General features: G+C 63.2%; 25 protein-coding genes, 4 tRNA genes and 1 riboswitch. Of the genes, 8 read left to right on the forward strand and 21 right to left on the reverse strand.

From position 1 onward, the window contains the following. Positions 1-85 precede the first annotated feature (85 nt). Positions 86-1354, forward strand: a complete 1269-nt coding sequence (locus AC1MBU_RS10720) for a PrsW family intramembrane metalloprotease (RefSeq protein ID WP_479787188.1) — start codon at positions 86-88, stop codon at positions 1352-1354. Between the two features lie 37 nt (positions 1355-1391). Here AC1MBU_RS10720 and nusB read toward each other — a convergent pair whose 3' ends face one another. The 13 genes from nusB to AC1MBU_RS10785 form a co-directional block, all read right to left on the reverse strand. After that, positions 1392-1802 carry a transcription antitermination factor NusB gene (gene nusB, locus AC1MBU_RS10725; protein WP_204536095.1) on the reverse strand — a complete coding sequence of 137 codons (411 nt, stop codon included), beginning with the start codon at positions 1800-1802 and terminating at the stop codon, positions 1392-1394. After that, positions 1799-2362, reverse strand: coding sequence for an elongation factor P (gene efp, locus AC1MBU_RS10730; RefSeq protein ID WP_056549427.1), 564 nt, complete (start codon positions 2360-2362; stop codon positions 1799-1801). Before efp ends, nusB begins: the two co-directional genes overlap by 4 nt. Before the next feature lie 121 nt (positions 2363-2483). Beyond that, positions 2484-3575 (reverse strand): 3-dehydroquinate synthase, encoded by a 1092-nt coding sequence (gene aroB / locus AC1MBU_RS10735; RefSeq protein ID WP_346028238.1) that lies wholly within the window; start codon positions 3573-3575, stop codon positions 2484-2486. Then, positions 3572-4096 carry a shikimate kinase gene (locus AC1MBU_RS10740; RefSeq protein WP_277357309.1) on the reverse strand — a complete coding sequence of 175 codons (525 nt, stop codon included), beginning with the start codon at positions 4094-4096 and terminating at the stop codon, positions 3572-3574. Before AC1MBU_RS10740 ends, aroB begins: the two co-directional genes overlap by 4 nt. A gap of 26 nt (positions 4097-4122) precedes the next feature. Next, entirely contained in the window at positions 4123-5322 is a 1200-nt protein-coding gene (gene aroC, locus AC1MBU_RS10745) for a chorismate synthase (protein WP_277357308.1), read from the reverse strand. Positions 5323-5353: 31 nt separating this feature from the next. Beyond that, positions 5354-6256, reverse strand: a complete 903-nt coding sequence (locus tag AC1MBU_RS10750) for a shikimate dehydrogenase family protein (RefSeq protein WP_479787189.1) — start codon at positions 6254-6256, stop codon at positions 5354-5356. Next, the gene (gene mltG, locus AC1MBU_RS10755) at positions 6257-7480 is read right to left on the reverse strand and encodes an endolytic transglycosylase MltG (protein ID WP_056549416.1); all 1224 of its coding nucleotides are present in this window, start codon (positions 7478-7480) and stop codon (positions 6257-6259) included. After that, positions 7477-8052, reverse strand: coding sequence for a Holliday junction resolvase RuvX (ruvX, locus tag AC1MBU_RS10760; protein WP_346028236.1), 576 nt, complete (start codon positions 8050-8052; stop codon positions 7477-7479). The genes mltG and ruvX overlap by 4 nt, the downstream gene beginning before the upstream one ends. Before the next feature lie 17 nt (positions 8053-8069). Further along, a complete protein-coding gene (gene alaS, locus AC1MBU_RS10765) occupies positions 8070-10748 on the reverse strand; it encodes an alanine--tRNA ligase (protein ID WP_479787190.1) in 2679 nt (892 codons plus the stop codon). Between the two features lie 60 nt (positions 10749-10808). After that, positions 10809-11036 (reverse strand): hypothetical protein, encoded by a 228-nt coding sequence (locus tag AC1MBU_RS10770; protein WP_056549412.1) that lies wholly within the window; start codon positions 11034-11036, stop codon positions 10809-10811. A gap of 48 nt (positions 11037-11084) precedes the next feature. Next, complete coding sequence (locus tag AC1MBU_RS10775) at positions 11085-11459, reverse strand: DUF948 domain-containing protein (RefSeq protein WP_056549411.1); 375 nt, start codon at positions 11457-11459, stop codon at positions 11085-11087. Positions 11460-11610: 151 nt separating this feature from the next. Continuing rightward, entirely contained in the window at positions 11611-12237 is a 627-nt protein-coding gene (rpsD, locus tag AC1MBU_RS10780; protein ID WP_056549410.1) for a 30S ribosomal protein S4, read from the reverse strand. 230 nt (positions 12238-12467) lie between these two features. Next, positions 12468-13916, reverse strand: coding sequence for a replication-associated recombination protein A (locus AC1MBU_RS10785; RefSeq protein ID WP_471671743.1), 1449 nt, complete (start codon positions 13914-13916; stop codon positions 12468-12470). Between the two features lie 60 nt (positions 13917-13976). Here AC1MBU_RS10785 and AC1MBU_RS10790 point away from each other — a divergent pair, with 60 nt between their 5' ends. Then, positions 13977-14654: an acVLRF1 family peptidyl-tRNA hydrolase gene (locus AC1MBU_RS10790; RefSeq protein WP_277357304.1), complete on the forward strand. Its 678-nt coding sequence runs from the start codon at positions 13977-13979 to the stop codon at positions 14652-14654. Between the two features lie 10 nt (positions 14655-14664). Here AC1MBU_RS10790 and rpe read toward each other — a convergent pair whose 3' ends face one another. From rpe to AC1MBU_RS10815, 5 genes are all read right to left on the reverse strand, one after another. Beyond that, positions 14665-15333, reverse strand: a complete 669-nt coding sequence (rpe, locus tag AC1MBU_RS10795) for a ribulose-phosphate 3-epimerase (protein ID WP_056549406.1) — start codon at positions 15331-15333, stop codon at positions 14665-14667. 42 nt (positions 15334-15375) lie between these two features. Continuing rightward, positions 15376-16872, reverse strand: a complete 1497-nt coding sequence (locus AC1MBU_RS10800; RefSeq protein ID WP_277357303.1) for an RsmB/NOP family class I SAM-dependent RNA methyltransferase — start codon at positions 16870-16872, stop codon at positions 15376-15378. Continuing rightward, the gene (fmt, locus tag AC1MBU_RS10805) at positions 16869-17786 is read right to left on the reverse strand and encodes a methionyl-tRNA formyltransferase (RefSeq protein WP_277357302.1); all 918 of its coding nucleotides are present in this window, start codon (positions 17784-17786) and stop codon (positions 16869-16871) included. The genes AC1MBU_RS10800 and fmt overlap by 4 nt, the downstream gene beginning before the upstream one ends. Then, positions 17783-18370, reverse strand: a complete 588-nt coding sequence (def, locus tag AC1MBU_RS10810) for a peptide deformylase (RefSeq protein WP_479787191.1) — start codon at positions 18368-18370, stop codon at positions 17783-17785. The genes fmt and def overlap by 4 nt, the downstream gene beginning before the upstream one ends. Positions 18371-18491: 121 nt before the next feature. Next, positions 18492-19469 (reverse strand): cytochrome, encoded by a 978-nt coding sequence (locus AC1MBU_RS10815; RefSeq protein ID WP_471671747.1) that lies wholly within the window; start codon positions 19467-19469, stop codon positions 18492-18494. A gap of 229 nt (positions 19470-19698) precedes the next feature. Here AC1MBU_RS10815 and AC1MBU_RS10820 point away from each other — a divergent pair. The 4 genes from AC1MBU_RS10820 to AC1MBU_RS10835 all read left to right on the forward strand — a co-directional run bounded on the left by AC1MBU_RS10820 (position 19699) and on the right by AC1MBU_RS10835 (position 20096). Beyond that, a tRNA-Gly gene (locus AC1MBU_RS10820) sits at positions 19699-19772 on the forward strand. A gap of 54 nt (positions 19773-19826) precedes the next feature. Next, a tRNA-Cys gene (locus AC1MBU_RS10825) sits at positions 19827-19900 on the forward strand. Between the two features lie 20 nt (positions 19901-19920). Continuing rightward, positions 19921-19992: transfer RNA gene (locus AC1MBU_RS10830), tRNA-Val, on the forward strand. 30 nt (positions 19993-20022) lie between these two features. Further along, a tRNA-Gly gene (locus AC1MBU_RS10835) sits at positions 20023-20096 on the forward strand. Between the two features lie 69 nt (positions 20097-20165). On the opposite strand, the gene AC1MBU_RS10840 is transcribed toward AC1MBU_RS10835, so the two are convergent. Continuing rightward, positions 20166-20480 carry a DMT family transporter gene (locus tag AC1MBU_RS10840; RefSeq protein ID WP_277357299.1) on the reverse strand — a complete coding sequence of 105 codons (315 nt, stop codon included), beginning with the start codon at positions 20478-20480 and terminating at the stop codon, positions 20166-20168. A gap of 15 nt (positions 20481-20495) precedes the next feature. Continuing rightward, positions 20496-20558: riboswitch (guanidine-III (ykkC-III) riboswitch) on the reverse strand. 363 nt (positions 20559-20921) lie between these two features. Beyond that, a complete protein-coding gene (zapE, locus tag AC1MBU_RS10845) occupies positions 20922-21956 on the reverse strand; it encodes a cell division protein ZapE (protein ID WP_056549398.1) in 1035 nt (344 codons plus the stop codon). A 258-nt stretch (positions 21957-22214) separates the two neighbouring features. On the opposite strand from zapE, the gene AC1MBU_RS10850 reads away from it, so the two are divergent. Together AC1MBU_RS10850 and AC1MBU_RS10855 are read left to right on the forward strand one after the other, a co-directional pair. Next, complete coding sequence (locus AC1MBU_RS10850) at positions 22215-23126, forward strand: sulfurtransferase (RefSeq protein WP_479787192.1); 912 nt, start codon at positions 22215-22217, stop codon at positions 23124-23126. A gap of 64 nt (positions 23127-23190) precedes the next feature. Beyond that, complete coding sequence (locus AC1MBU_RS10855) at positions 23191-23637, forward strand: SufE family protein (RefSeq protein WP_471671748.1); 447 nt, start codon at positions 23191-23193, stop codon at positions 23635-23637. On the opposite strand, the gene AC1MBU_RS10860 is transcribed toward AC1MBU_RS10855, so the two are convergent. Next, on the reverse strand, positions 23623-24864 hold the full coding sequence (locus AC1MBU_RS10860; RefSeq protein WP_479787193.1) for an alpha/beta hydrolase family protein: 1242 nt from the start codon (positions 24862-24864) through the stop codon (positions 23623-23625). The genes AC1MBU_RS10855 and AC1MBU_RS10860 overlap by 15 nt on opposite strands. Between the last annotated feature and the right edge of the window lie 34 nt (positions 24865-24898).

Here is a 24898-nt window from a genome sequence, read left to right on the forward strand (position 1 = left end):
CTTCTCCGCCTCACGGGACGGCCTTTAAAGGGTTGGGCTGCGCGTTCAAAACTATCACAGCCGCCCCACCGCCTATCCTGTGGGGATGAGTATGAACGCCGGGCGCCCCTACTCGGAGCCACGTCGGACGGTACAACCGGCGGCACAGCCGCCGCTGGGAATGTGGCAGCAGGTAAGTCCGGGGCCACCGATTCCGTCGCCTGCCCACCCGCCCCCCGGAATGGAATCACTTGGCAGGGAGCACTCCCGTCCGGTGCGCGCCGCCGTCGTCAATGGTTTGCTGCTCGTTTTTGCGGCCCTCATTCTTGGTGGAGTGGCGGTGCTCGTGACGGTGCAGTTGGGGGCGGCTGCACTGGTTCTATGCGCCGCTCTTGCACTGGTGCCGCTGGCAATCTGCCTGGCCGGCATCCGCTGGGTGGACCGGTGGGACCCGGAACCGCGGGGCGCCCTGACTTTCGCTTTCCTCTGGGGAGCAGGAATGTCGGTGGCTGTCACGCTCCTGCTAGGGCCCGTCGTCACGGCGCTTTTGAGCGTAGGGCTGGAGGGAACGAGTCCCGACATCATCGGTCCTGTCTTCCAGGCTCCGCTGGTGGAAGAAGCAGCCAAGGGTCTCGGCGTACTGATTCTTGCTCTGTCCCGACGCACCCATTTTGACGGGCCGGTGGACGGGATGGTCTATGCCGGAACTGTCGCCGCGGGCTTCGCGTTCACCGAAAATATCCTCTACTTCGAATCGGCGATCACTGACCCTGCAGGGCTCGGCGGACTCATCACGGTGTTTGTGATGCGGGGACTGTTCTCACCGTTCGCCCATGTGATGTTCACCGGTGCGCTGGGAGTTGTCCTCGGGATGGCCGTCGCGAAAGGCCGTGGGAAGGGCCGGCTGCTGGGTGCGTTTGCCATCGGCCTGCTTCCCGCCATCGCCGGTCACATGCTGTGGAACGGCGGCCTGGTGGTCCTGTTCACCGACTTCTTCTCGTTCTATTTCCTGGTTCAGGTGCCGCTATTCCTCGTGGTGATCGCAGTCGTGCTTGGTTTGCGCCGCGCTGAACGGGCAGTGACATATCAGCGCCTGGCGGAGTACTCCGGTGCCGGTTGGCTCACCAATCAGGAGTTGGAAATGGTGGCGGCGCCGCGCGGTCGGTCATCGGCGATGGCGTGGGCGCGGGCCGTCGGCGCGGGTCCTGGTATGAAGCAATTCATCAACACCGGCGTCCGTCTGGCCTTTGTGCGCCAGCGTCTCCGCGCGGGCCACGCGGCCACGCATGATCCGCAGCTGGAGGTCCACCTCCTACACGAACTGGACGCGGCCCGCCGCCGGATCCTCAACGCGGCGTCAGCGCGCAGGGTCTGAGTTCCCGGCGCAGACTTCCGGTCCGGGCAGCTGGAAACTACGCCAGCAGCGTGGGTTTGAGCTGCTGGAGCCTGCCCAGCAAGCCGTTGATGAACGTGGGCGACTCATCGGTCGACAACATGGTTGCCAGCTGCACAGCCTCGCTCACAGCGACGGTGTCCGGAACATCCTCGTTGTACAGCAGTTCCCAGGTGCCGACCCTGAGAATCATACGGTCCACCGCGGGCATTCGATCAAGCGTCCACCCCTGCGAATACGTGCCGAGGAACTCATCGATCTGCGTGCCGTGGGCCATCACGCCTTCGATGATCTCCACCGAGTACTCATTGATGACGGTGTCCGTTTTCTCGCGGCGTGCCTGCAGTGCTTCCAGGGGAGAAACGGACCTCTGCTCGGCCTCGAACAGGATATCCATGGCCCTGCGCCGCGCCTTGCTCCGGGCGCTCACTCGTTGACGCGTCCCAGGTACTCACCGGAGCGGGTGTCGACCTTCACTTTGGTCCCGGTTTCCAGGAAAAGGGGCACCTGGATCTCGTACCCGGTTTCAACGGTGGCCGGCTTGGTGCCGCCGGTAGAGCGATCTCCCTGCAGCCCTCGCTCTGTGTAAGTGATTTCAAGGACCACTGACGGCGGCAGTTCGAGGTAGAGCGGCGAACCCTCGTGCATGGCGATGGTCGCCATCTGGCTTTCGAGCATGAAATTTTCCGCACTGCCCACGGTAGCGCCGGGAACGGTGATCTGGTCATAGTCCGTCGTGTCCATGAACACGAAGTCGTCGCCGTCCTTGTACAGGTACTGGTAGTCGCGGCGGTCCACGGTGGCAGTTTCGATCTTGAGCCCGGCGTTGAAGGTTTTGTCGACGACCTTGCCGGACAGGATGTTGCGGAGCTTCGTACGGACAAATGCGCCGCCCTTGCCCGGCTTCACGTGCTGGAACTCAAGCACATTCCAGAGGTTTCCCTCAAGCTTGAGAACAGTGCCGTTCTTGATGTCATTCGTGGTAGCCACGGATTCTCTTTCGTCGATTCACTGATGTTTGGCTTACGTCGCAGCAGGCGCAGTACCGGACTGTTCAGGAACTGCCCGCCAAAAGACCGAAGACCAGTCTACCCTGCCCGCGGTAACCGGATCAGGAAGCGATTTCCTGGTACGCGGCGAAGAGGAGTGATGTGTCCGGGACCTCAAGAATTCCAGGCCGGGCAACGTCATCGAGCACCACGAACCGCAGCAGATCACCCCGCGCCTTCTTGTCCCGCCGCATGCCGTCCAGGAGCGTTGCCCAGCGGTCACGCCGGTACGTCACGGGAAGGCCAAGCGTTTCCAGGATCGAGCGGTGCCTGTCTGCTGTGGCATCATCCAGGCGGCCAACCATCCGAGACAGTTCCGCTGCGAAGACGAGGCCTACCGAGACGGCGGCTCCGTGCCGCCAGGAATAGCGTTCCGCCAGTTCGATTGCGTGCGCCAGCGTGTGCCCGTAGTTCAGGAATTCGCGCCGGCCGGACTCCTTGAGGTCCTCGGAAACCACAGCAGCCTTCACAGCGATTGAACGCTCTACGAGTTCGCGTACGGCGCCGCTGGTGGGGTCCTTGACCGCTTCGGGGTCCGACTCCAGCAGCTCGAGGATTCGGGGGTCCGCAATGAATCCGCACTTCACAACCTCGGCCATGCCGGTGATCAATTCATTGGCCGGAAGTGTCTGAAGAGCGTCCAGATCGGCGAAAACTCCCGCCGGCGGATGAAAGGACCCGACCAGGTTTTTGCCCTCGGCGGTGTTGATCCCGGTCTTACCGCCAACGGCGGCGTCCACCATGCCGAGCAGGGTGGTGGGCAGGTGCACGACCTTGACCCCGCGCAGCCAGGTCGCGGCAACGAAGCCGGCGACGTCGGTGACCGCACCTCCACCGACAGCCACGATGGCATCGGACCGCGTGAAATCGTTCTGGCCGAGTACCTGCCAGCAGAATGCGGCCACCTGGATGTGCTTGCCTTCTTCGGCGTCCGGAATCTCTGCTGTGACCGCAGTGAATCCATCTCCGGCCAACTGCTCCCGAACGGTATCTCCTGTGGATCGCAGGGCGCGGGGGTGAACCACCAGGACACGCCGGACCCGCTCGCCGAGCAGCGGTGAGAGCCGGTCCAGCAGGCCATGCCCGACGACGACGTCGTAGTTCTCCGCCGCGGAACTTCCCGTGATGCGGATGGCAGTAGGTTCAGCGGTCATGGCCGTTGGTCCTTATCTTCAGTAAGAATGTGGTTTCGCAGGCGGATTTCGAGACGGTCGGCAACTGCTTCTTCGGACGCATTCCGAGTATCTATCACCGTGTCTGCCAGAGCTTCGTAGAGAGGACGGCGCTCCTGCTCAAGCCGCGCCCAGGTCTCGCCCGGGTCCTGGGCCAGCAACGGCCTGCCGGTGTCGCCGCTGAGCCGCGGCAGGACGGTCAAAAGGTCCGCGTCGAGGAAGACCACGAAAGCTGATCCAAGAAGCCGCCGCGTCCCTTCGTTGAGGACCGCTCCTCCCCCGAGGGAAATGACTGTGCCTGGTTCCGCTGCCGTGAGGACCTCAGACACGATGCCGGCCTCGAGTCGCCGGAAGCCCGGTTCGCCGACTTCAGCAAAAATGGCGGGAATCGGGCCATGGCGGTCGACGATCGCTGCGTCCGTATCGACGAATCGCCAGCCATGCCTGGAAGCGATCCGACGCCCGACGGTCGATTTTCCCGTGGCCATGAGCCCGATGAGCACCAGCGGTTTATGGGCCGCCGGATGCATCAGGGCGCAACCGAATTCAGGGACGCCGGGATACTCTCCAGGTATGAATTGACGTTGCGCTTCGTTTCCGCCACAGAATCGCCCCCGAACTTCTCCGTCACGGCTTCTGCGAGGACCAGGGCAACCATGGCTTCGGCGACTACACCCGCCGCGGGCACAGCACACACATCGGAACGCTGGTGGTGAGCCCTGGCGGCGTCACCGGTACTTACATCGATTGTCTGGAGGGCTCGCGGAACCGTTGCGATGGGTTTCATGGCTGCTCGCACGCGCAGGACATCACCGATGCTCATACCGCCCTCGATCCCGCCTGCCCTGTTGGTTGTGCGCCCGATCCGCCCGGACTGTTCCCGCACGATCTCATCATGCGCCGCCGAGCCCCGCCGCCGGGCAGTCTCGAAGCCGTCGCCCACCTCAACGCCCTTGATGGCCTGAATACCCATCAGCGCACCCGCGAGGCGGGCGTCGAGCCGGCGGTCCCAGTGGACATAGCTTCCCAGTCCGGGGGGAAGCCCGTAGGCGAGCACCTCGACCACCCCACCGAGTGTCTCCCCGTCCTTGTGGGCGGCATCCACTTCGGCCACCATTGCGGTTGAGGTTTCGCGGTCAAAGCAGCGCAGGGGATCTTCATCCAGTGCCAGGACGTCACGGGGGCCCGGCAGTTCGGATCCTTCCGGAACGGCGACGGACGCCACACCGACGGTGTGGCTGACGAGCTCGATGCCGAGGGACGACAGGAATTGGGCTGCAACGGCGCCCAACGCTACGCGAGCGGCCGTCTCCCTTGCACTGGCGCGTTCAAGCACCGGCCGCGCCTCATCGAAACCATACTTCTGCATGCCGGTGAAATCCGCGTGGCCGGGCCGGGGCCGGGTTAGAGGTGCGTTACGCGCGGATTCCTGCAGTACTCCTGCATCCACCGGATCCGCCGACATGACCTGTTCCCACTTGGGCCATTCGGTGTTTCCCACCTCGATGGCCACCGGGCCACCCTGGGTCAGTCCGTGGCGGACTCCCCCGACAATCCGCACTTCGTCCTGTTCGAATTTCATGCGGGCGCCGCGGCCATAGCCGAGCCGGCGGCGGGCCAGAGCGGACTGGATAGCCTCACTGGTGATCTCAACGCCCGCGGGCATTCCCTCGATGATTCCGACCAGAGCAGGGCCGTGGGATTCCCCGGCCGTCAACCAACGCAACATACGTCCATCCTGCCACGGCCCAAGGGCGCCGCTAGCGCCGGGGGGCCCCCACCGCGTCACACATCACATTTATGACAGCGGACTCCTCTCGAAAGGCATCCCCGGCGAAGAGTTTCACCTGCTCCACAGCCTGGTAGAGGAGCATCTCAAGGCCTGGAACAATGACGCCGCCAAGCGAGGACCACGCCCGGGCCAGGGCGCTGGGCCAAGGGTCGTAGGCCACGTCGAGAAGTACGCGAGGGTCGGAGTCAATCCGCAGTCCAGCATCGTCTCGCGCTGCTGCCGCACCCAGTGCGCCGGCAAGCTCATCCGCCCCGTGCGGCGGCAGCGTAGAGATCACCAGCGACGAGCTTCCGCAGAGCTCTGCGGCTTCGCTGAACCCGCTGAGCTTCACGGCGATACCGAGCCGCCGACCGAGTTCAGCCAGGGATTCTGCCTTCTGCGGTGATCTGGCGCAGATCTGCGCCCGCTCGACTCCCATGCGTGCCAGCGCAGCGACAGCCGCTGAGGCCGTCCCGCCGCCACCGAGCACCAGGGCCTCCTTCGGGGACCCGGCGCCGGCGTGGCGTACCGCACGGAAGATCCCGTCGATGTCGGTGTTGTAGCCCATCAGACGCCGCTGTTGGCCCGTCCCAACAGCGCGCACGGTATTGATTACCCCGAGTTCAGCGACCCCTGGCCCCAGCTCATCCATAAGCGGCAGGGAAGCAGCCTTGTGAGGCATGGTGACAGACAGCCCGCGCCAGGCAGGATTCGCCCTGACCTCAGCCACCCTGTCCTTGAGCGAATCCGGCGAAGTGTCGATTGCCGTGTAACTGCAGTCAAGACCCAGGAAGGCGTAGGCAGCGCTGTGAAGGAGCGGTGATTTCGAATGCGCGATGGGTTGGCCGATGACGCCGGCCCGGTACTGGGCCGGCGTCTGATCGGGAACCACCTATTCGCACCTTCCGACATTGTCAGCGCACCACGCCTGGTACTCCGCGACATATCGTGCATGTTCGGCAAGCGTTTCCGAGAACTTGGTTTCTCCGGAGTCCAGGTTGACGGTTACCCAGTAGTAGTAGGGCACATCGGCTGGGTTGACCGCAGCCTCGATCGCTTCCGCGCTGGGTGACCCGATAGGACCGACAGGCAGTCCCTCGTTGGCGTACGTGTTGTACGGGTTCGAGGTGTCGGCCTTTTCCTCAGGCGTCAGGTTATAGCTCTTGCGTCCAAGCCCATAGGTCACCGTCGCATCAGACTGGATCAGACCGTTTGTCTCCGTATTGTCCGGGCCCAGTCGGTTCATGATGGCGCCGGCTACCTGCGCGTAATCGGCCTGGCCGGCCTCGGCCTGGACGATGCTCGCGATAGTCAGGATGCGGTACTGCTCGGCTGGGTCGGTGACTCCTGCATCCTCAAGGGCCGCCTTGGTGTTGTCGACCATCTGTTGGATCACTTCAGTGGCGGTTACATCAAGATCGAAGCGGTACTCGCCGGGATAGAGATACCCTTCCAGGCTGGGTGACTGTTCGGGAATGCCGAACTGTGTTGGGTCCTCGGCTAACGCCTCAAATTCCTCACGCGGTATCCCCGTTGACTCGGCCAGGATGTCGAAGACCTCGTTCTGCCTCAAATCCCTGGCCACGGCAGCATAGTGCACCTTGGAATCAGCGTCTGCAAGCAGCGCTTTCGCTGCTTCCTCGGAACTCATCTGGTATTTCAACTCGTAGTCGCCGGGCTGGATCACGCGACCGTCGGCAACAGAGGAAAAAGCGTTGAGGAATTCGTCTGCGCTGGCAACGATGTCCTGCTGCTCCAGACTGTTACCGACGAGCAGCGGTCCGGCGCCGGCGTCGACTGTAAAGGTCACCGACCCTGTTCCCGGGCCCGCGTAATCAGTAACTTCCCCTACACCGAGGAGGCTCCTGAGGAACATGGCGACGGCGACCACTACTCCGACGAATCCAAGGACGACCACCAGCATGACGATGGTCCTGCGCCTCCGGCGGCGTTGGCGCGCTTTGGAGGGCCGGCGGTTGCGGCGGGACGGGAGGTCTGCTTCGAAAAACTGCTCGACTGGCTCGGGGTGCACCGGGTAATGCTCCTCGAAATGATCGTCGGGGTGCTGTTCAGCTCCGTGGTCTGCTGCCGGGAAAGGAGGATGACGATGGCTCACTGCTCCTCTTTCCTCCCACTGTAGGTTTGCGAAATGTCTGACTCCTCAGATGAGGCCGACGGCGGATCAAGACTTCGCCGCCGGTCCTGAACGACCGGCTCCCCCACATCCCGCTCAAGGTTACGTTGCATGTCGATGGCATGTTGAAGGATCTCCACGGCTGCCACCTGATCTACTACCTTACGGTGTTGACGACTGTTCAAGCCAGCCTGCCGAAGCGACCTATGGGCCGAAACGGAGGAGAGCCGCTCGTCGATCAATCGCACCGGCACGTCCATGTGGGCTTCGGAGATCATGCCGGCAAGGGTCGCCGCGTAACTGCGTGCCATGGCCGTTGAGGCGGACTCGGTCCCGCTCAGGTTGCGTGGCAGCCCAACGAATACTTCAACGGCTGCCAGCTCCACAATGTTCCTGAGAAGCAGGCGCAAGTCCCTGTTCTTCCGCGAATCCCGATTGAGAGTGCAGACGGGCGTGGCGATCAGACCGTCTCTGTCACTGGCCGCAACTCCAACGCGAACCATGCCGACGTCCACGCCGATCTTGACCCCTCGAGGGTACTCTCCGAATGCCACGATGGAAGGAGGTCCTGCTACCTGGCCGCCACGGCGGCGCGGATGGACTCCAGCGCCGACTGAACCTTAGCCGGATCGGATCCGCCGCCCTGCGCCATGTCGTCCTTGCCGCCGCCCCCGCCGCCGAGGATACCTGCAGCGGTACGCACCAGCGCACCGGCCTTCACCCCTGCTGCGCGTGCTTCCTCGTTGGTGACGACGAGGACCACCGGACGGTCCTTGCTGACTCCGGCCACAGCAACCGCAGCGGCTCCTGAGCCGAGGCGTCCCCGCAAATCGAGCGCGAGATTGCGGAGATCGTCCGCACTGCCGACGGTGCCGGCATCGTGGATGATTAAGCGCACGCCGGCAAGGTCCTGGGCGGTAGCGACGAGCGAGGCGGCGGCGTTCGACAGCTGTTCCTTCCTCAGGCGCTCCAGTTCCTTCTCGGCTGCTTTGAGCCGGTTCAGGGTTGCGCCGAGGCGCTCCGGAAGCTGCGGGGAGGGCACCTTCAACATTTCCGAGAGCTCGGTAACCAGAGCGCGCTCAGCGGCAGCGTGCCGGAAAGCGTCCATGCCGACGAGGGCCTCGACACGGCGGTTGCCGGATCCCACCGACTGGTCCCCGAGCAGTGTCAACGTACCGATCAGCGACGTTGAGTCGACGTGGGTGCCGCCGCACAATTCGCGCGACCACTCGCCATCGATTTCGACGACGCGCACCCTGTCTCCGTATGCCTCCCCGAACAGCGCCGTTGCGCCTAGTGCCTTGGCTTCATCGAGGCCCATCACCTTCGTTTCGACGGTGTGGTTGCTGCGGATAGCGAGGTTCGAGACTTCTTCAATCTCAGAGCGGGCTGCCGTGCTGATGCCCTCTCCCCAGGAGAAGTCGAACCGCAAGTATCCGGCCTTATTGAACGAACCGCGCTGCAGCGCGTCGGGGCCGAGGACCTGGTGGAGCGCAGCGTGGACAATATGTGTTCCCGAGTGTGCCTGTTCACCCGCATGGCGACGTTGACGGTCCACGGCTGCGGTAACAGGCGCACCCTGCGTGATTTCGCCCTCGCGGACAAGCGCACGGTGAACGTTCAATCCCTTGATTGGCCTCTGGACGTCCGTGACCTCCACGGTGAAGCCGTTCCCCGTGATCAGGCCGACATCCGCGGCCTGTCCACCGGCCTCGGCGTAGAACGGGGTCCGGTCGAGGATCAGTTCGATTTCCTCGCCCTGACGCGCGGCGGGAATTGACGCTCCGTTGCTGATGATGCCCCGCACCACAGCCTCACTGGTCAATTCGTCGTACCCGGTGAATACCGTCTCACCAGTTGTGAGCAGCTCGTTGAAAACCGTCATGTCAGCGTGCCCGGCCTTCTTGCCGCGCGCGTCAGCCTGCGCCCGCTCGCGCTGCTCGAGCATCAGTGCGCGGAACCCTTCGGCGTCGACTTTCACGCCGGCTTCCTCAGCCATTTCAAGGGTGAGATCGATGGGGAACCCGTAGGTGTCATGCAGGCTGAATGCGTCCTCGCCGGACAGGTTCCGGCCCGCGCTCTTTGACTCGCGGACGGCTTCCTCGAGGCGGGCCGTGCCGGAAGCGATGGTGCGCAGGAACGCCTTCTCTTCCGCATAGGCGATCCGGCTGATGCGTTCGAAGTCCCGCTCGACCTCCGGGTAGACACCCTTCATGGCGTCCCGGGAAACGGGCAGGAGCTCCGGCAGACACGCCTTCTCAACACCCAGCAGGCGCATCGCCCTCACCGCCCGGCGTATCAGCCGTCGAAGGACGTAGCCCCTGCCTTCATTGGACGGCGTCACACCGTCGGTGATCAGCATCAGGGCTGAACGGATGTGGTCGGCCACGACACGCATCCGCACGTCGTCCTGGTGGTGCGGGTCGTCGTCGGATTCTGCACTGGTGTACTCGCGGCCGGACAGTTCCGCAGCCTTGTCTAATACAGGGCGAACCTGATCGGTCTCGTACATGTTTTCTACGCCCTGCAGCACCATTGCCAGGCGCTCCAGGCCCAGGCCGGTGTCGATATTCTTCTTGGGCAGTTCACCCGCGATGTCGAAATCATCCTTGCTGCGCACGGCCGAGAGCCGGTACTGCATGAACACGAGGTTCCAGATTTCGATGTAACGGTCTTCGTCCGCCTCCGGTCCGCCGTCCCTGCCGTACTCCGGCCCGCGGTCGTAGAAGATTTCAGAGCACGGCCCGCCGGGGCCAGGCTGGCCGGTGTTCCAGTAGTTGTCTTTCTTCCCCATCTTCTGGATTCGTCCGGCTGGGAATCCCACTTCGTCCCGCCAGATGGCGAGGGCCTCGTCGTCGTCCTGGTACACCGTGACCCACAACCGGTCGGCAGCCAGTCCATAGCCGCCGTCTTCCACACTGCTTGTCAGCAGCTCCCACGCCATGCGTATGGCGTTCTGCTTGAAGTAGTCGCCGAAGGAGAAGTTTCCGCACATCTGAAAGAACGTGCCGTGCCTGGCGGTCTTGCCCACTTCCTCAATGTCCGCGGTACGGATGCACTTCTGGATGCTCGTCGCTCGGCTGTAGGGCGGCACCTCGCGTGCAGTCAGGTAGGGAATGAAGGGAACCATACCGGCAACAGTGAACAGCAGTGACGGGTCGCTGGACACCAGGGAGGCCGACGGCACGCGGGTGTGTCCCTGGCGTTCAAAGTAGTCGAGCCAGCGGCGGGCGATCTCTTGGGACTTCATGGGAATCCTTCGGTGTTGCGCGCGGACGGGGCGCAGCGGCGGTTTCGGGTGATTCAGGGATCAGGAACGGTGCTCGGTATCAACGCCTAGCGCAGCACGCAGATCGGTCTCGCGCTCCAGCATTCCCTGCCGGAATACGTCGGCGAAGTCGGCGACGCTGTCGGTCAGCTGCGCGACAGCACGGTTCAGTCCCTCGGGACCGACAGCCGACTTCATCGCAGATACCTTGCGTACCGCTATGACCCCGATAGCGGCACCTGCCGCGAGCCAGAAAACCCTCTTGATCATCAAGAATTCCTCGTCTGTTGTAAGTGCGTCTTGTACGTGAGGTATCGATCAACGACTACGACGGCGGGAGGCCGGCTTCCGTCTTGAGGCGAATGCGTTGCGCACCCCGTAGGAGAACGCCGCCACCTTGATGAGCGGGGATCCCACTGTGGCTGCGACCAGCGACGACAGCGCGGAGATGTTGGCCGAGGCGTCCGACACATTTGAGGTGATCCCGTCAACGTTCTTCAACTGTTGATGGGTTGTCGACACCGTGCTGGTGACCTCATCGATGAGCGGAGTGGTGCCCTCGCTCACGGACCGGATGGCCTGGCGAAGCTCATCGAAAACCTTGCCAAGCTTCCACACCGGGATGGCAAGCAGCGCGACCAGGATCGCAAAGACTCCGGCGGCAATCAGCCCGGCGATATCTCCACCTGACATTCGTGAACAACTCCTTAGTCCTCGCGCAGAGCGGGCAGGCGCCCGCGATTCCCTATGTACCTTACCTACTCAAGAGCCCGCGGCGTGCGCCGCGGGCTCTTGGGTAACTGATGTTCAGTTGTACTGCCGACACGCCGAATTCGGCGTTGGATCAGCGGGCGTAGTATTCCACCACGAGCTGCTCTTCACAGGTCACAGGGACCTCCGAGCGCTTGGGGCGGCGGACCAGGCGGGCCTGGAGCTTCTCAATCTGAACGTCAAGATACGCGGGAACTGCCGGAAGCACATCGCGGTGAGCGCCTGCTGCGGCAACCTGCAGCGGAACCATGGTCTCGCTGCGGCTGTGCACGTGGATGAGCTGCCCTTCCTTGACGCGGAACGACGGACGGTCCACGCGTGCACCGTCGACCATGATGTGACGGTGAACCACGAGCTGGCGTGCCTGGGCGCTGGTGCGTGCGAAACCCGCACGCAGCACAAGTGCGTCAAGGCGCATTTCGAGCAGTTCGATGAGGTTCTCACCGGTCAGGCCGGCTGTACGGCGGGCCTCTTCGAAGACGCGGGCCATCTGCGCTTCGCGGATACCGTACTGCGCGCGCAGACGCTGCTTTTCGCGCAGGCGTACTGCGTAGTCGCTGTCCTGCTTGCGGCGGGAGCGGCCGTGCTGTCCCGGTGCGTACGGACGACGCTCCAAGTACTTCTCGGCCTTCGGGGTCAGAGCAATGCCGAGGGCCCGCGAGATGCGGACCTTGCGGCGGGCACGTGTGTTGTTAGCCACGTTTACCTTTCACTGTTTTGCGGCGAAGCAGCTCACGAGGCGAACGCCGTGAGCTCTTTGGTGTCGCTGGCCTCCACGTTCGGAGAGCCGGAAGGGGCCGCTTTTCCGGTACTACAGTCCGCGGGTTCTCACTGGTGCTGCTGCCCAAGGGATCTGAGTTAATTCAGACCTGCGGGTAGCGGGCATGCATGAGCCGCGACTTGCCAGTCAACGCACTATCCTAGCAGTGCTCAGCGGTTCCGAATAATGGCGCGAAGTTTCTCCAGCCGCGCGGAAACTGTCCGTTCGGTACCCCGGTCAGTCGGAACGTAGTAGTCGGTGCCCACTAGGTCATCCGGTGCATACTGCTGGCTCGCGATTCCATGGGGTTCATCGTGTGAATAAACGTACCCTTTCCCGTGGCCCAGTTGCCGTGCGCCGGGATAGTGGGCGTCCCGAAGGTGCGCGGGTATGCCCTGCCCCTTTCCCGCCCGAACATCGGCGATAGCCCGATTGATTCCGTTGTAGGCGGCGTTTGACTTCGGTGCGGTGGCAATATGCACGACAGCTTCCGCGAGGATGATGCGGCCCTCCGGCATTCCAATCAGCTGAACGGCCTGTGCCGCAGCAACCGCTGTCTGGAGCGCAGTGGGATCTGCCATCCCGACGTCCTCCGCCGCGGAGATCATCAGTCTGCGTGCCACGAAGCGGGGGTCTTCGCCGGATTCCAGCATGCGGGCCAGGTAGTGCAGCGCGGCATCCACATCTGAACCGCGCAGGGACTTGATGAAGGCGCTGACCACGTCATAGTGCTGGTCCCCTGCGCGGTCATAGCGCAAGGCAGCGACGTCAACAGCTTTTTCGGCATGCTGGAGCGTGATGCGGACAGGTCCAGGGTGGGCTCCTTCGCTCGCCGATGCCTCTTCCGCTTCCCCGTCTTCATCCTCGTCCGGTCCCTGTTCCGATACCGCGGAGCATGCGACGCCGGCAGCTGCCTCAAGTGCCGTCAGTCCCCGACGGGCATCGCCGGCGGCTAACCTCACCAGGTGCGCCAGCGCATCCTCCTCGAGCGCGACTTCTCCTGCCAGGCCGCGCGGGTCCTCCACGGCGCGTTGCAGCAGTGCACTGATGTCCTCTTCAGTGAGCGGCTTCAGCGTCTGCAGAAGGGAACGGGACAGCAGCGGGGAGACAACCGAGAACGACGGGTTCTCCGTAGTGGCCGCAATGAGTACTACCCAGCCGTTCTCGACGCCGGGCAACAGCGCATCCTGCTGCGCCTTATTAAAACGGTGGATCTCATCCAGAAAAAGAACTGTTGTGATGCGGTGCAGGTCCCGGTTGGACAGGGCTTCATCCATCACCCGGCGGACGTCCTTGACGCCTGCGGTTATTGCAGACAGTTCGACGAATTTGCGGCCCTGACCGCGCGCAATGACATGCGCCAGCGTGGTCTTTCCTGTACCGGGCGGCCCCCAAAGGATGACGGACGTTGGAGCTCCCGTGCGTGCGGCCGGCTCCCCTGCCGCCAAGGTCCGAAGCGGAGACCCCACACCGAGGAGGTGCTGCTGCCCAACCACTTCATCGACCGTGCGCGGGCGCATCCGCACCGGCAGCGGGCTGCGTGGCCGGTTGCGTTCCGTCCCCGAGGCGGTAGCCGGCTCGCCATAGCCGTCGGAGTCGAGGCTGAATAGGTCGTTCACAGTGCCAAGGCTACTGTGAACCTCTGACACCCAATGCCCACAGGTCCGAAAGGAAGCGACGTGCAGGACAAACGGTCGGTGCTGGTCACGCCCGAGCGCCTGGCCGGCTGGGTGCAGCGCTTCGGCGAGCGAAACGGAACTTTCTCCGCAGAACACGCCGATCGCAAGGCCGGCGTTGTGGTCCTGCGGGCCGCAAATGGGTGCAGGGCCGAGATCGCCGCTCCCCTTGCTGTTCTCAGCCGGAGTGAGGTCTTCAGTGAACCGATGCCGTCCGAGCCGCAGCCGGCGATTGAAGCACTGATCCGGGTTTCGTCGGTTCCAGTCACCGTAGGTGTGCTCCTGATCCGGCGCGGCGGCTACGGCGTCGGGATTGCAAGGGAGGGAGCCCTCATCGCTTCGAAGAACGGCACCCGCTATGTCCAGTCACGTACCGCCGCCGGCGGCTGGTCCCAGCAGCGGTTCGCCCGGCGAAGGGCCAACCAGGCTGATGCACTGGTCGATACCGCAGCAGAGCGGGCGGCTGTCCTCTTCGACGCGGACCATCCTGCCTGCCTACAGCCGGGCGGCGACGCAAAGCTTTTCTCCGAGTGCCTTGGGCACGCGAGACTGGCTGCCTACCGCAGTCTCCCCCGCCTGCCTCTCCTGCCCGTACCCGACCCACGCCAGGACGTGCTCCGCCAGGCGGCTGCCGACACGCGGGCGCTGCGTATCACCCTGACCGGCATACCGCCGGCCTAAGCCCTAATGCCTACCGGGTGTGCTGGTCAGACGCTGCCCGCCGGAGCCCCGCGATGGCCTCCGCGGGATCTTCTGCACCATAGACCGAAGACCCCGCCACGAAAACCGTAGCTCCGGCTTCGGCTGCGCGGACTATGGTGTCCTTCGTGATACCCCCGTCGACCTGAATGACAAGCGGCAAATCTGAGCCGCGGATGGCCTCGGCCGCCCGCCGGATCTTGGGAAGCGTCACATCAAGGAAAGACTGTCCCCCGAAGCCGGGCTCCACTGTCATGATGAGCAGCATGTCCAGCTCGCCGAGCATGTCCAGATAGGGCTCGACGGCGGTAGCGGGGCGCAGAGCCATACCCGCGCGTGTGCCTGCTGAACGCAATTCCCGTGCCAGCCTGATCGGTGCCCGAGCCGCTTCGGCATGGAATGTGACTGAAGCGGCACCCACGGCGGCATACTCAGGGGCCCAGCGGTCGGCGTCGTCAATCATGAGGTGCACGTCCAGCGGGACGGGACTCACTGCCTGAATCCGTTTCACAACTGGAAGCCCGAGCGTGAGGTTGGGAACGAAGCTGTTGTCCATGACGTCCACGTGCACGGCGTCCGCAGTGGAAATGCGTCCGAGTTCGGACTGCAGATTGACGAAGTCCGCCGACAGGATGCTTGGGTGAATGCAGCAGGTTCTCAATGTTCGACCTTTCTTTGGGGGTGAACCGTCGGGACTCGAACGCTAGGTTGCCCGTCGAATCAGGGCGAGGAACATGGCATCGGTACCGTGTACGTGCGGCCACAGTTGCGCCGTTGACTCATGGCCCGCGTGGAGTGAACCGCTCTTGCTCACGCCATCCAGCACCTGGCCCGCGTCCAGAAGCACGTAACCGTCCCTGCCGCGGAGGCTGTCCTGAACGACGGCCGTAGTTTCTGCGGGATGCGGCGAGCAGGTGACATAGGCCACCACACCGCCCGGACGAACCGTTTCGAGGGCCTCCGCGAGCAGAGCCCGCTGCAGGGGTCCCAGTTCCGCGAGATCGGAGGGCTGGCGGCGCCAACGGGCCTCAGGCCTGCGGCGGAGCGCACCCAGACCGGTGCACGGCGCGTCGACAAGGATGCGGTCGAATCCCCCAGGGTAGGATTCCCCGATGCTGCGCCCGTCACCCACACGTACGCTCCATACGGCCGGATCCACTGCGGCAAGGGCTTGCCGGACGAGCGCTGCACGGTGTTCGGCTGGTTCGTTTGCTACGAGCCTGTAACCGCGCTGGGCGGCGATCGCGGCCAGCAGGGCCGACTTACCACCCGGACCGGCACACAGGTCAAGCCACTCTTCGCCGTCTTCCGGAGGATGATCAACCTCGACGGCGGCCAGGGCACGCGCGACCAGCTGGGATCCGGCGTCCTGCACTCTGATTCGGCCGGATCGAACTGACTCAAGCCGGCCGACGTCGCCGGCGGCGAACAACGCTGAATCCGCCACCAGCTCGCCTGCGCGGGCACCGGCTTCCAGCGCTTCGTCAAGTTCTCCGATACCCGGCAATGCAACCAGGTTGACGACGGGCGCGGCATTGTCTGCAGCCAACAGGTCGTCGATCTCGACGACGGAACGCCCGTGATTCACGAGGCTTTGCCGCATGGTGCGGACGATCCATTCCGGGTGGCTATGGCGCAGCGAACTGACGCGGACAGGGTCCTCAACCCCCTCTGTGAGCATGTCTAGCCACTCAGCAAAGGACTTGCGGGAAACCTTCCGAAGTACGGCATTGATCAGGGAAGATGGTCCGGCTCCAATGACGGCTCTGGCAAGCCCCACCGTCTGGTCAAGTGCTGCGTGCGGGGGGACGCGCATTGCCATCAACTGGTGGACGCCTAGCCTTAGCGCATCAAGGACAGCCGGATCAAGCTGCGCAAGCGGACGATCGACACACAGCGAGAGGATGGCGTCATACGTGCCCTGACCGCGAAGAGCCCCGTAAGCCAATTCGGTGGCGAAGCCTGCGTCCTGACGGCCAAGGCGATGCTTGCGGATGCTGGTCGGCAGCACGAGGTTCGCATAGGCGTCGTCTGCCGCGACAGCCCGCAGGACTTCGAAAGCCACGAGGCGGGCCGGATCCGCCCGCCGGGTGCGTTCTCCCGGTGCGGTCGCGGAGAACTTACGCTCACCTGACCTGTTGCGTTCGCGTCCCCGCTCATTGCGACGGCTTGATTCTCCGGACCGGTATTCAGGTGTCATTCGAAAATCAGATCCTCTCGGCGAGTTCCGCGGAACCATTCGGCAGCGGCGAGCATAGAACGGCCTGCAGGTTGAACCTCCGTCAGTTGGACCGCATGCGAGCCTGTCCCCACGAGCACGGCCCCGTCCCTTTCACGAACGCGGCCCGAAGGAATCTCTCCGATGTCGGGATGAAGAAGAACTACTCCGAGCTTGACGCGCTGTCCGTCCAGCAAGGTCCATGCACCGGGTTCCGGTGTCACACCGCTGATCCGGCGCTTGATTGCGAGGGCCGGATCAGACCAACGGATTCTTCCGTCGGCGCTCGAGAGCTTGGGAGCGAGGGACACTTCGCCGCTTTGGGGAACAGGGACTGCGCGTCCCTGCTCGAGCGCGGCAAGCGTCTGGGAAAGAAGTACCGCGCCGCTCTGAGACAGGCGTTCCAGGAGGACGCCACTAGTGTCCTCGGAACGGACCGGCTCCGTCACTGTCCCGAACACCGGCCCGGTGTCCAGGCCCTCCTCGAGAAGGAACGTGGATGCCCCCGAGATGTCATCCCCGTTGATCAGCGCGTGCTGCACGGGTGCCGCACCCCGCCAGGACGGCAGCAGGGAGAAGTGGAGGTTGATCCAACCAAACCGGGGTTGTTGCAGCGCTGCGGGTGGAACAAGGCCGCCGTATGCGACGATCACCGCAGCATCCAGGTCCAGCGCCTTCAAGCGCTCAACAACCGGCTCGTCGATACGGTTTGCCTTGATGATCTCCAGACCTGCCTCGGCTGCAGCCTGGGCAACGGGACTCGGCGTGAGGACTTTCTTCCGCCCCACAAGGGCATCCGCCCGTGTGAGCACGGCGGCGACCTCATGGCCGGCCCAACGAAGCTCATTCAGGGACGGCACTGCCACCTGAGGCGTTCCGGCGAAAAGTATTCTCATGCGCCGGCGCCCTGGCTGCCCGGCAGGGACGCTTTCATGCCGAACGCTGATCCGACGTTTCCGGACCGCTTGGATACGGTGTCGAGAGTGACGTCGCTGTAGCGTCCGTTACGGATAGCGCGCATGGCGCTGCGGCGGTCCTCGCCCGCCAGACGATCTATGTAAAGACGCCCATCAAGATGATCGGTTTCATGCTGGAAGCAGCGCGCAAGCATCCCCGTGGCGTTGAGTTGCACCGGTTCTCCGGTCACGCTGAATCCCTTGAGCAGGACCTCCTCGGCGCGCGGAAGTGGGAACCCGATGCCCGGCACAGAGAGGCAGCCCTCCTGATCGTCGGTCTGCAGCCCGCCGGAAGCCGTCAGCCGCGGATTGATGACATGACCTTCTTCTCCGTCAACGGCATAAGTGAAAACCCGCAAGCCGACACCGACCTGGGGCGCCGCCAACCCTGCACCCCGCACGCTATGCATGGTCTCAACCATGTTCTGCACCAGCCGCGCCAGGTCCGGACCGTACTCGGTCACCTGCGCCGCAGGCGTCCGTAGTACGGGATCACCGATCATTCTGATACTCAGAACCGTCATCCGGTTGAACATCCTCATCTGTGCTTGGGAAATTGTCTGCGACGCCATGGACGGGAATGGAAAGCCGCCGACCACGCCCTTCTGTCCAGAATGCCTGGTCAATTCTAGGCCAGGGCGATCCTCAACCCTCCATCGAATGCTCTGGAACCCCGCCCTGAGGCGCGTAGTCGCGGTTCCCTTCCTCTGGGGGACGTCCGGCGCTGCCACTGCCGGTTGAGCTCTCCAACCTGTTGGTCGCAGCCACCCCAACAGCGGCCCGCGGCGGCGGAGGAACGGTCAGGAGCGGGCGTCCCGCGCCGGCCGCATTGCTGCCGGCTTCCCACGCCCGCCGCAGGGCGCAGAACTTGAACCAGTGCTCTTTGAGGACATCCGGATTTGCCCGATGCGCCCGGACTTCGGTCTGGCCGATCGCCACACCCAGCAGAACAGGATCTTCCCCGTATTTCCAGGGTTCCCAGGTGCCTGCATGCGGGTCCACCAACGACTCCTGTGCCTTCATACCAGCAACGAGCTGCATGACTACCTTCTCGTCCAACGGCTTCACCATGCCATCGCGATCCGTGGCGCGGGTCTTGAAATCGACGACGCATAAGCGTCCGGCGATCGTGGCCACCAGGTCAAGGGTCCCGGCATAGCCCAGTTCCGAGTTCCAGACGGTAATTTCGGGTGCGATCGGCTTTACCTGGTAAAGATCCCACCACTCATCGAAACGGGCAGCGAAGGCATCCTCCCCATGCTGGGCAAGATCCGTGCGGGCCTCGTCGAGGCGGTGGGACCGTCCGAGGTCGCGGAGAGCAACCTGCTCACAGTAGTAATGGACACGTGTTCCGCGCCGCGCGGCATCATCACGGTAGCGCTCGGCTGCCTTCGAAGCGTCTTTGATGACTGCCCGCATTTCGCTTGGGTTGCCGAGCGAGGACGCCAGGCGCGGATCCTGTGCAAGGGCACTGGCGGCCATGTATCCGAACCAGCCATCCAGCGAGGAACTCTGAGCCTGCGAGATGACGGTTGTGATCGAAGGAACCAGGGGATCACTCGTGACGGATCGGGAATACATACGCCCGCGTTCGGTGGCGTGTGCGAGGAGCGGCTCGGTCATGCAACAAGTGTGTCATCCCGGTCCGACACTTCTTCGCGGGTACTCCTGCTCTGGAGCGTGAAGTGCGTACTTGATCTGTGCTTATATCGTAGAACTACCCCTTGCAGGGCGCGGCGCTCCGAAGTCCGCTCAATTGGACGAAGCCCGGTTCCTCCGATATTGTTTTTATTCGTTGGAAAGACGCAGGGCACCGTGGGGAAACTCATTTCAGTCCCGGCAAATTTTCTCTGCGGACGTAGCTCAGCTGGCTAGAGCACCACCTTGCCAAGGTGGATGTCGCGGGTTCGAATCCCGTCGTCCGCTCGCAAGTCACTGTATTCGCTGGCTCCGGCTGGTGATCCCGCTTCGGCGGGTCACGGTGGGGTGGCCGAGTGGCTAGGCAGCGGCCTGCAAAGCCGTATACGCGGGTTCGAATCCCGTCCCCACCTCCATACGGTGAATTGCAAGACCTGGGCGATTGGCGCAGCGGTAGCGCGCTTCCCTGACACGGAAGAGGTCACTGGTTCGATCCCAGTATCGCCCACACAAAGCGCCTCCACGGGGGCGCTTTTTCGCGGACGTAGCTCAGCTGGCTAGAGCACCACCTTGCCAAGGTGGATGTCGCGGGTTCGAATCCCGTCGTCCGCTCTCATGCAGCGACAGGACAGGCTTCCTCCTTTTGGAGGGAGCCTGTCCTTGTCCTCGGGTCTGTTCGGCTCAATGAAGAACTTTCAAACCAATAACGCAGCCGACTATCCCAAGGACAAGCAGGACCTTCAGCAGCGAGGCCGCCTCGCCGTCGAAGATCATTGCATAAGTGACCGTCAGGGCAGCGCCGATGCCCACCCATACCGCGTAGGACGTTCCGGTCGGCAACGTTCGCATGGCCCATGCAAGACCAGCCATACTCAACACCAGTCCCACGGCGAAAATCACCGTCGGCCATAGCTTGCTGAATCCCTCAGACTTCCCAAGCGCGGTGGCCCATACGGCCTCAAGCACTCCTGACACAACCAGTACAAACCACGCCATGGTCTGCTCACTCCTCCAGCGCCGTCTTGTCACTGGCCGGGTACGGCGCACCTCGTCCGGGTGCCTGCTTGGCCGCTTCAGATTCGCACACTGCTGCACACCCAGCAAGACGGATCACGCTCAGGGCGAAAGCTCAAACCCTTGGCTGGCTCCTCTCTGCTCCTTATGATGATGAAAGTGGGTGGAACAACAGGTTCCACGGGAAAGAAGGGAGGTGTCTGTGTCTGTAGTTGACGGGCTCAAAGGCAGGGCCGGAGAGTTGAAGGACAAAGCAACCGGACTTGAGATTGACGGTCAGGACATCGACCGGCCGGCTGAATCACCCAACGCTTCGGCCTGATAATCAGCCTTTAGCACGACAAGAAGGCGCCGACCCTGCCGAGAGACAGCGTCGGCGCCTTTGTCATCCCGGAAGTCGCGCCGGAAACCTTCGCGGTCGCTTCAGCCGCCTGCTTCCGCTCCCTGGCGGGCCAGGGCGGTCAGGCGGGAAACAGCGCGATAGTACTTCTTCATGTAGCCACCAGACATCATTTCCGGTGTGAAAAGGTCACTCAGCGGCATACCGCTGGCGAGGATCGGTACATCCCGGTCATACAGGCGGTCAGCCAGCACGACAAAGCGCAGTGCCACCGCCTGCTCGGTGATGGTGTACACCTCGTGCCAGGCAACGGCGTCTATCCCATCGATGAGCTGCCGGTACCGGCTGGGATGAACACCCGCCAGGTGCTTGATGAGATCGCCGAAGTTGTCTTCGGCAACCGTGACCTCGTCCGGCAGATGCCTAGCCCGGCGTCGCACCTGCTGTTCGGTCAATGGTGCGGGGGCTTCCGGAAGTCCACGGTGGCGGTAATCCTCGCCATCGATCCGGACCACGTCGAACTGATCCGAAAGAACCTGGATCTCGCGCTGGAAGTCAACGGCCGCGAACCGGCCATCCCCCAGGGAACCCGGCAGCGTGTTCGATGTTGCTGCAAGTTTCACCCCAGCATCCGCCAGCTCCCGCATCAGCCGTGACATCAACACTGTGTCACCAGGGTCATCCAGCTCGAACTCGTCGATGCAGACGAGTTGGTATGTGCTCAGCGCGTCCACTGTACGCCTGAAGGACAAAGCACCGACCAGATTTGTGTACTCCACGAAGGTTCCGAAAGCCTTCTTTCCTTCGCTGGCATGCCAGAGGGAAGCAAGGAGGTGCGTTTTGCCCACCCCGAAGCCGCCATCGAGATAGATGCCTGCGCGGCTCTCCTCGCGCTTTGCCCCGAAGATTTTGCGAAGGCCGCTTGGCTTGGGGGTGTTCACGGCTGCTGCGAAGTGGCGCAGGGCCTTGACCGCGGCGGTCTGCGACGGCTGCCCCGGATCGGGTTGATAGGAATCGAAAGATACGGCTCCGAAGCGCTGTGACGGGAAAAAGCCGTCCAGCAGTTCATCCACAGATACCTGCGGCGATCGTTGGGTCAGGTGCTCAATGGTGGCCACAGATGAGTGCGTCTTTCGTCGGTGATCTACAAGCAGGCCTTTGCGAGCCGTGCTAGGCAAGGATACGTCAGCAGCCGGGCCAGCCCCAGCGGCCCATTCGGACCTCTGACAGCGGGCCGCGTCAACTCCCGTTCAAGGTAGCCGGACCCCTCGTCCAACTTTATATGGCGCCCCGTGACCTGCCCGGAAATAATTGGTAGGACGCGTGGTTAGGGTAGATAGGAAAGAGCTATCACCAACGCAGGAAGGCTCCAACGGATGAGTGTCGCAACAGATTCGAATGAGAAGTTTGCCCAGTACGCCCACCCCGAGCGCCTGGTTTCAACCCAGTGGCTTGCCGACAATCTCGGCACGCCGGGTCTCGTGATTGTCGAATCGGACGAGGACGTGCTTCTTTACGAGACAGGCCACATCGAGGGGGCCGTGAAAGTCGACTGGCATACGGACCTCAATGATGAGGTCACCCGCGATTATGTCAACGGCGAAGCCTTTGCTCGTCTCATGTCCGCCAAGGGCATCTCCCGGGACAGCACCATCGTGATTTACGGTGACAAATCGAACTGGTGGGCCGCTTACGCGCTGTGGGTCTTCAGTTTGTTCGGGCACGAGGACGTACGCCTGCTCGACGGCGGACGCGACAAGTGGATTGCAGAGGGCCGTTCCCTCACCACGGACGTACCCCGGCCCGGAACAACTCAATATCCCGTGGTCGAGCGCGATGACGCTCCCATCCGGGCCTACCTGACTGATGTTCTGGGCCACTTCGGTAACCCGCTGATCGATGTCAGGTCCGCTGACGAGTACACCGGCGCGCGCACCCATATGCCGGCATACCCGGAAGAGGGCGCGCTGCGCGGCGGGCACATCCCGTCAGCTGTGTCTGTGCCCTGGGCACGTGCCGCTGCTGATGACGGAACCTTCCGCACACGGGGTGAACTGGATGCGATCTACCGCGGCGAGGCAGGATTGAATGAAGGGGACGACGTCGTTGCCTACTGCCGAATCGGTGAGCGTTCCAGCCACACCTGGTTCGTTCTTCAGCACCTTCTCGGTTTCGAGAATGTGCGCAACTACGACGGCTCATGGACCGAGTGGGGCAACGTAGTACGCGTGCCGATCGTTAAGGGGTCGGAGCCCGGCGTGGCCCCTGTTCCCGCCCGGCAGCGATAGAACAAACCCAGACTGACTGAAGAAGCCCCGGGGTCACGGTCCCGGGGCAATCGTGAGGATGACAGTGACAACAAGCGCATTACCCCAGCAGCTCGCCGAGATCGTGGAAGATTTCCAGGCTCTGTCCGAACCTGACCGGCTCCAGTTGCTCCTTGAGTTTTCCAGGGGACTGCCTCCGCTGCCGGAGCGGCTCACCGACCACCCTGAGCTTCTTGAGCAGGTTGTGGAGTGCCAGAGCCCGCTCTTCTTGACGCTCGATATTGCCGATGACACCGAAAAATCCGTATCCCTGTTTTTCTCGGCGCCTCAGGAAGCTCCTACTACCCGTGGTTTCGCCGGCGTGCTCCGGGAAGGCCTGGACGGGCTGCCTGCAGCGGAGATCCTTGCTGTTCCGGATGACGTTCCCGAGAGGCTCGGCCTCACACGTGCCATTACTCCCCTGCGCATGCGCGGCATGGCGGCGATGCTGGGGCGGATCAAGCGCAAGATTCGGGAATCAGGGGCGGCTTAGGGCCCGCTTCGGTTCCACGCGGCCGAACACCTCGCCCAGGAGCCAATCCGCTGTCACCGAGTGCCACCGCGCAGGGTCAACGTTCCATTCCTTGGTATGGCGTGCGCGGTAAAACCGCTCGAACGTGACAAACCCGGGGTTGCGCTCGGCAAGCTCAGCGGAGGGTCCTACCGGGACAAACTCGTCATCCTCACTATGCAGAATCAGGACGGGGATGGTCACCTGGTCCGCCCTGGACACCCAGTCCATGCTTTTGAGATCCACCGGTGTAGACAGCCCGGTCACAATCCGTCCGAAGCTGTTCGAGATGAGCCACTGGCCCAGCCTGCCGGCCGGAGCGGGAATACGGTTCAGCTCTGCCTGGTGGGTCAGGACATTCATCCAGTCAATCACCGGGCCGTCAAGCACCAACGCCCGGATCCTCGAGCGGTACCCGGACACATCCGCCGCCTGCAGGCAGATTGCGCCTCCCATGGACCAGCCGAACAACACGACATCTTGTGCACCCTGGTCAAAGGCGTACTCCATCGCGGACTCGATGTCCTGCCACTCGGTCATGCCCAGCCCGTATTTTCCGTCAGCAGCAAAAGGCGCTTCGCCGTCATTGCGGTAGGAAACCAGCAAGCTCGTCATACCGAGTTCGCGTGCTGTGTGCACTGCGCGCAGACCTTCGGAGCGTTGCACTCCCCTACCGTGCACCATGATCGCCCACGTAGCGGCAGGATTTTCAGCACGCACCAGCCAGGCGGGCGCGGTGCCGCCGGCAACAGGTACGTCCACGTGTTCGTCTGCGAAGCCGAGGGCCGAAGGTGTGGGGTAGACGGCACCGCTCCACCAGCCCCGTATTGCCGTTCTGATGTCACCCGAGTAGACCGCCTCCACCTCACGCTGAACTGTGCCCTCCCGGGGGACGAACGAACGGATCGCTCCTATCCGGGCATGCCCGCGGCCCTCGTCGAAGTACAGACTGTAGGTGCCGTCCACGGTGGTGTCCTCGTTCGCCGGGAGAATCACTTCCAGGCCTCCGCCCGTCTGTACCACGGCGAAGATCTCCAGGTTCTCGTCTCGTTTCCGCGGTGTAACCACCTCTTTAGCGAAGTGCGCTGCCAAAGCGGAGGCGGCACCAGCGATGACGGAACTGACGGCGACGCCGGAACCAAGTCCGAGGACTGCCCAACGAAGCCATGTCTGACGGTCCGCTTCGGCCGGAGGGAAGCTGAGAGGCATGGCTACATTCTCGCCTACGCGAGCGGCGCAGCAG

The sequence above is a fragment of the Arthrobacter sp. PTI12 genome, from assembly GCF_056679915.1.

Coding starts and splice junctions, on each gene's coding strand:
- fmt (WP_277357302.1), bottom strand. CDS start 17,786: ATGAGAATACTTTTCGCCGGAACGCCTCAGGTGGCAGTGCCGTCCCTG.
- AC1MBU_RS10770 (WP_056549412.1), bottom strand. CDS start 11,036: ATGATCAAGAGGGTTTTCTGGCTCGCGGCAGGTGCCGCTATCGGGGTC.
- AC1MBU_RS10850 (WP_479787192.1), top strand. CDS start 22,215: ATGAGTGTCGCAACAGATTCGAATGAGAAGTTTGCCCAGTACGCCCAC.
- aroB (WP_346028238.1), bottom strand. CDS start 3,575: ATGACCGCTGAACCTACTGCCATCCGCATCACGGGAAGTTCCGCGGCG.
- AC1MBU_RS10775 (WP_056549411.1), bottom strand. CDS start 11,459: ATGTCAGGTGGAGATATCGCCGGGCTGATTGCCGCCGGAGTCTTTGCG.
- AC1MBU_RS10860 (WP_479787193.1), bottom strand. CDS start 24,864: ATGCCTCTCAGCTTCCCTCCGGCCGAAGCGGACCGTCAGACATGGCTT.
- AC1MBU_RS10800 (WP_277357303.1), bottom strand. CDS start 16,872: ATGACACCTGAATACCGGTCCGGAGAATCAAGCCGTCGCAATGAGCGG.
- aroC (WP_277357308.1), bottom strand. CDS start 5,322: ATGTTGCGTTGGTTGACGGCCGGGGAATCCCACGGCCCTGCTCTGGTC.
- def (WP_479787191.1), bottom strand. CDS start 18,370: ATGACGGTTCTGAGTATCAGAATGATCGGTGATCCCGTACTACGGACG.
- AC1MBU_RS10815 (WP_471671747.1), bottom strand. CDS start 19,469: ATGACCGAGCCGCTCCTCGCACACGCCACCGAACGCGGGCGTATGTAT.
- AC1MBU_RS10720 (WP_479787188.1), top strand. CDS start 86: ATGAGTATGAACGCCGGGCGCCCCTACTCGGAGCCACGTCGGACGGTA.
- alaS (WP_479787190.1), bottom strand. CDS start 10,748: ATGAAGTCCCAAGAGATCGCCCGCCGCTGGCTCGACTACTTTGAACGC.
- AC1MBU_RS10840 (WP_277357299.1), bottom strand. CDS start 20,480: ATGGCGTGGTTTGTACTGGTTGTGTCAGGAGTGCTTGAGGCCGTATGG.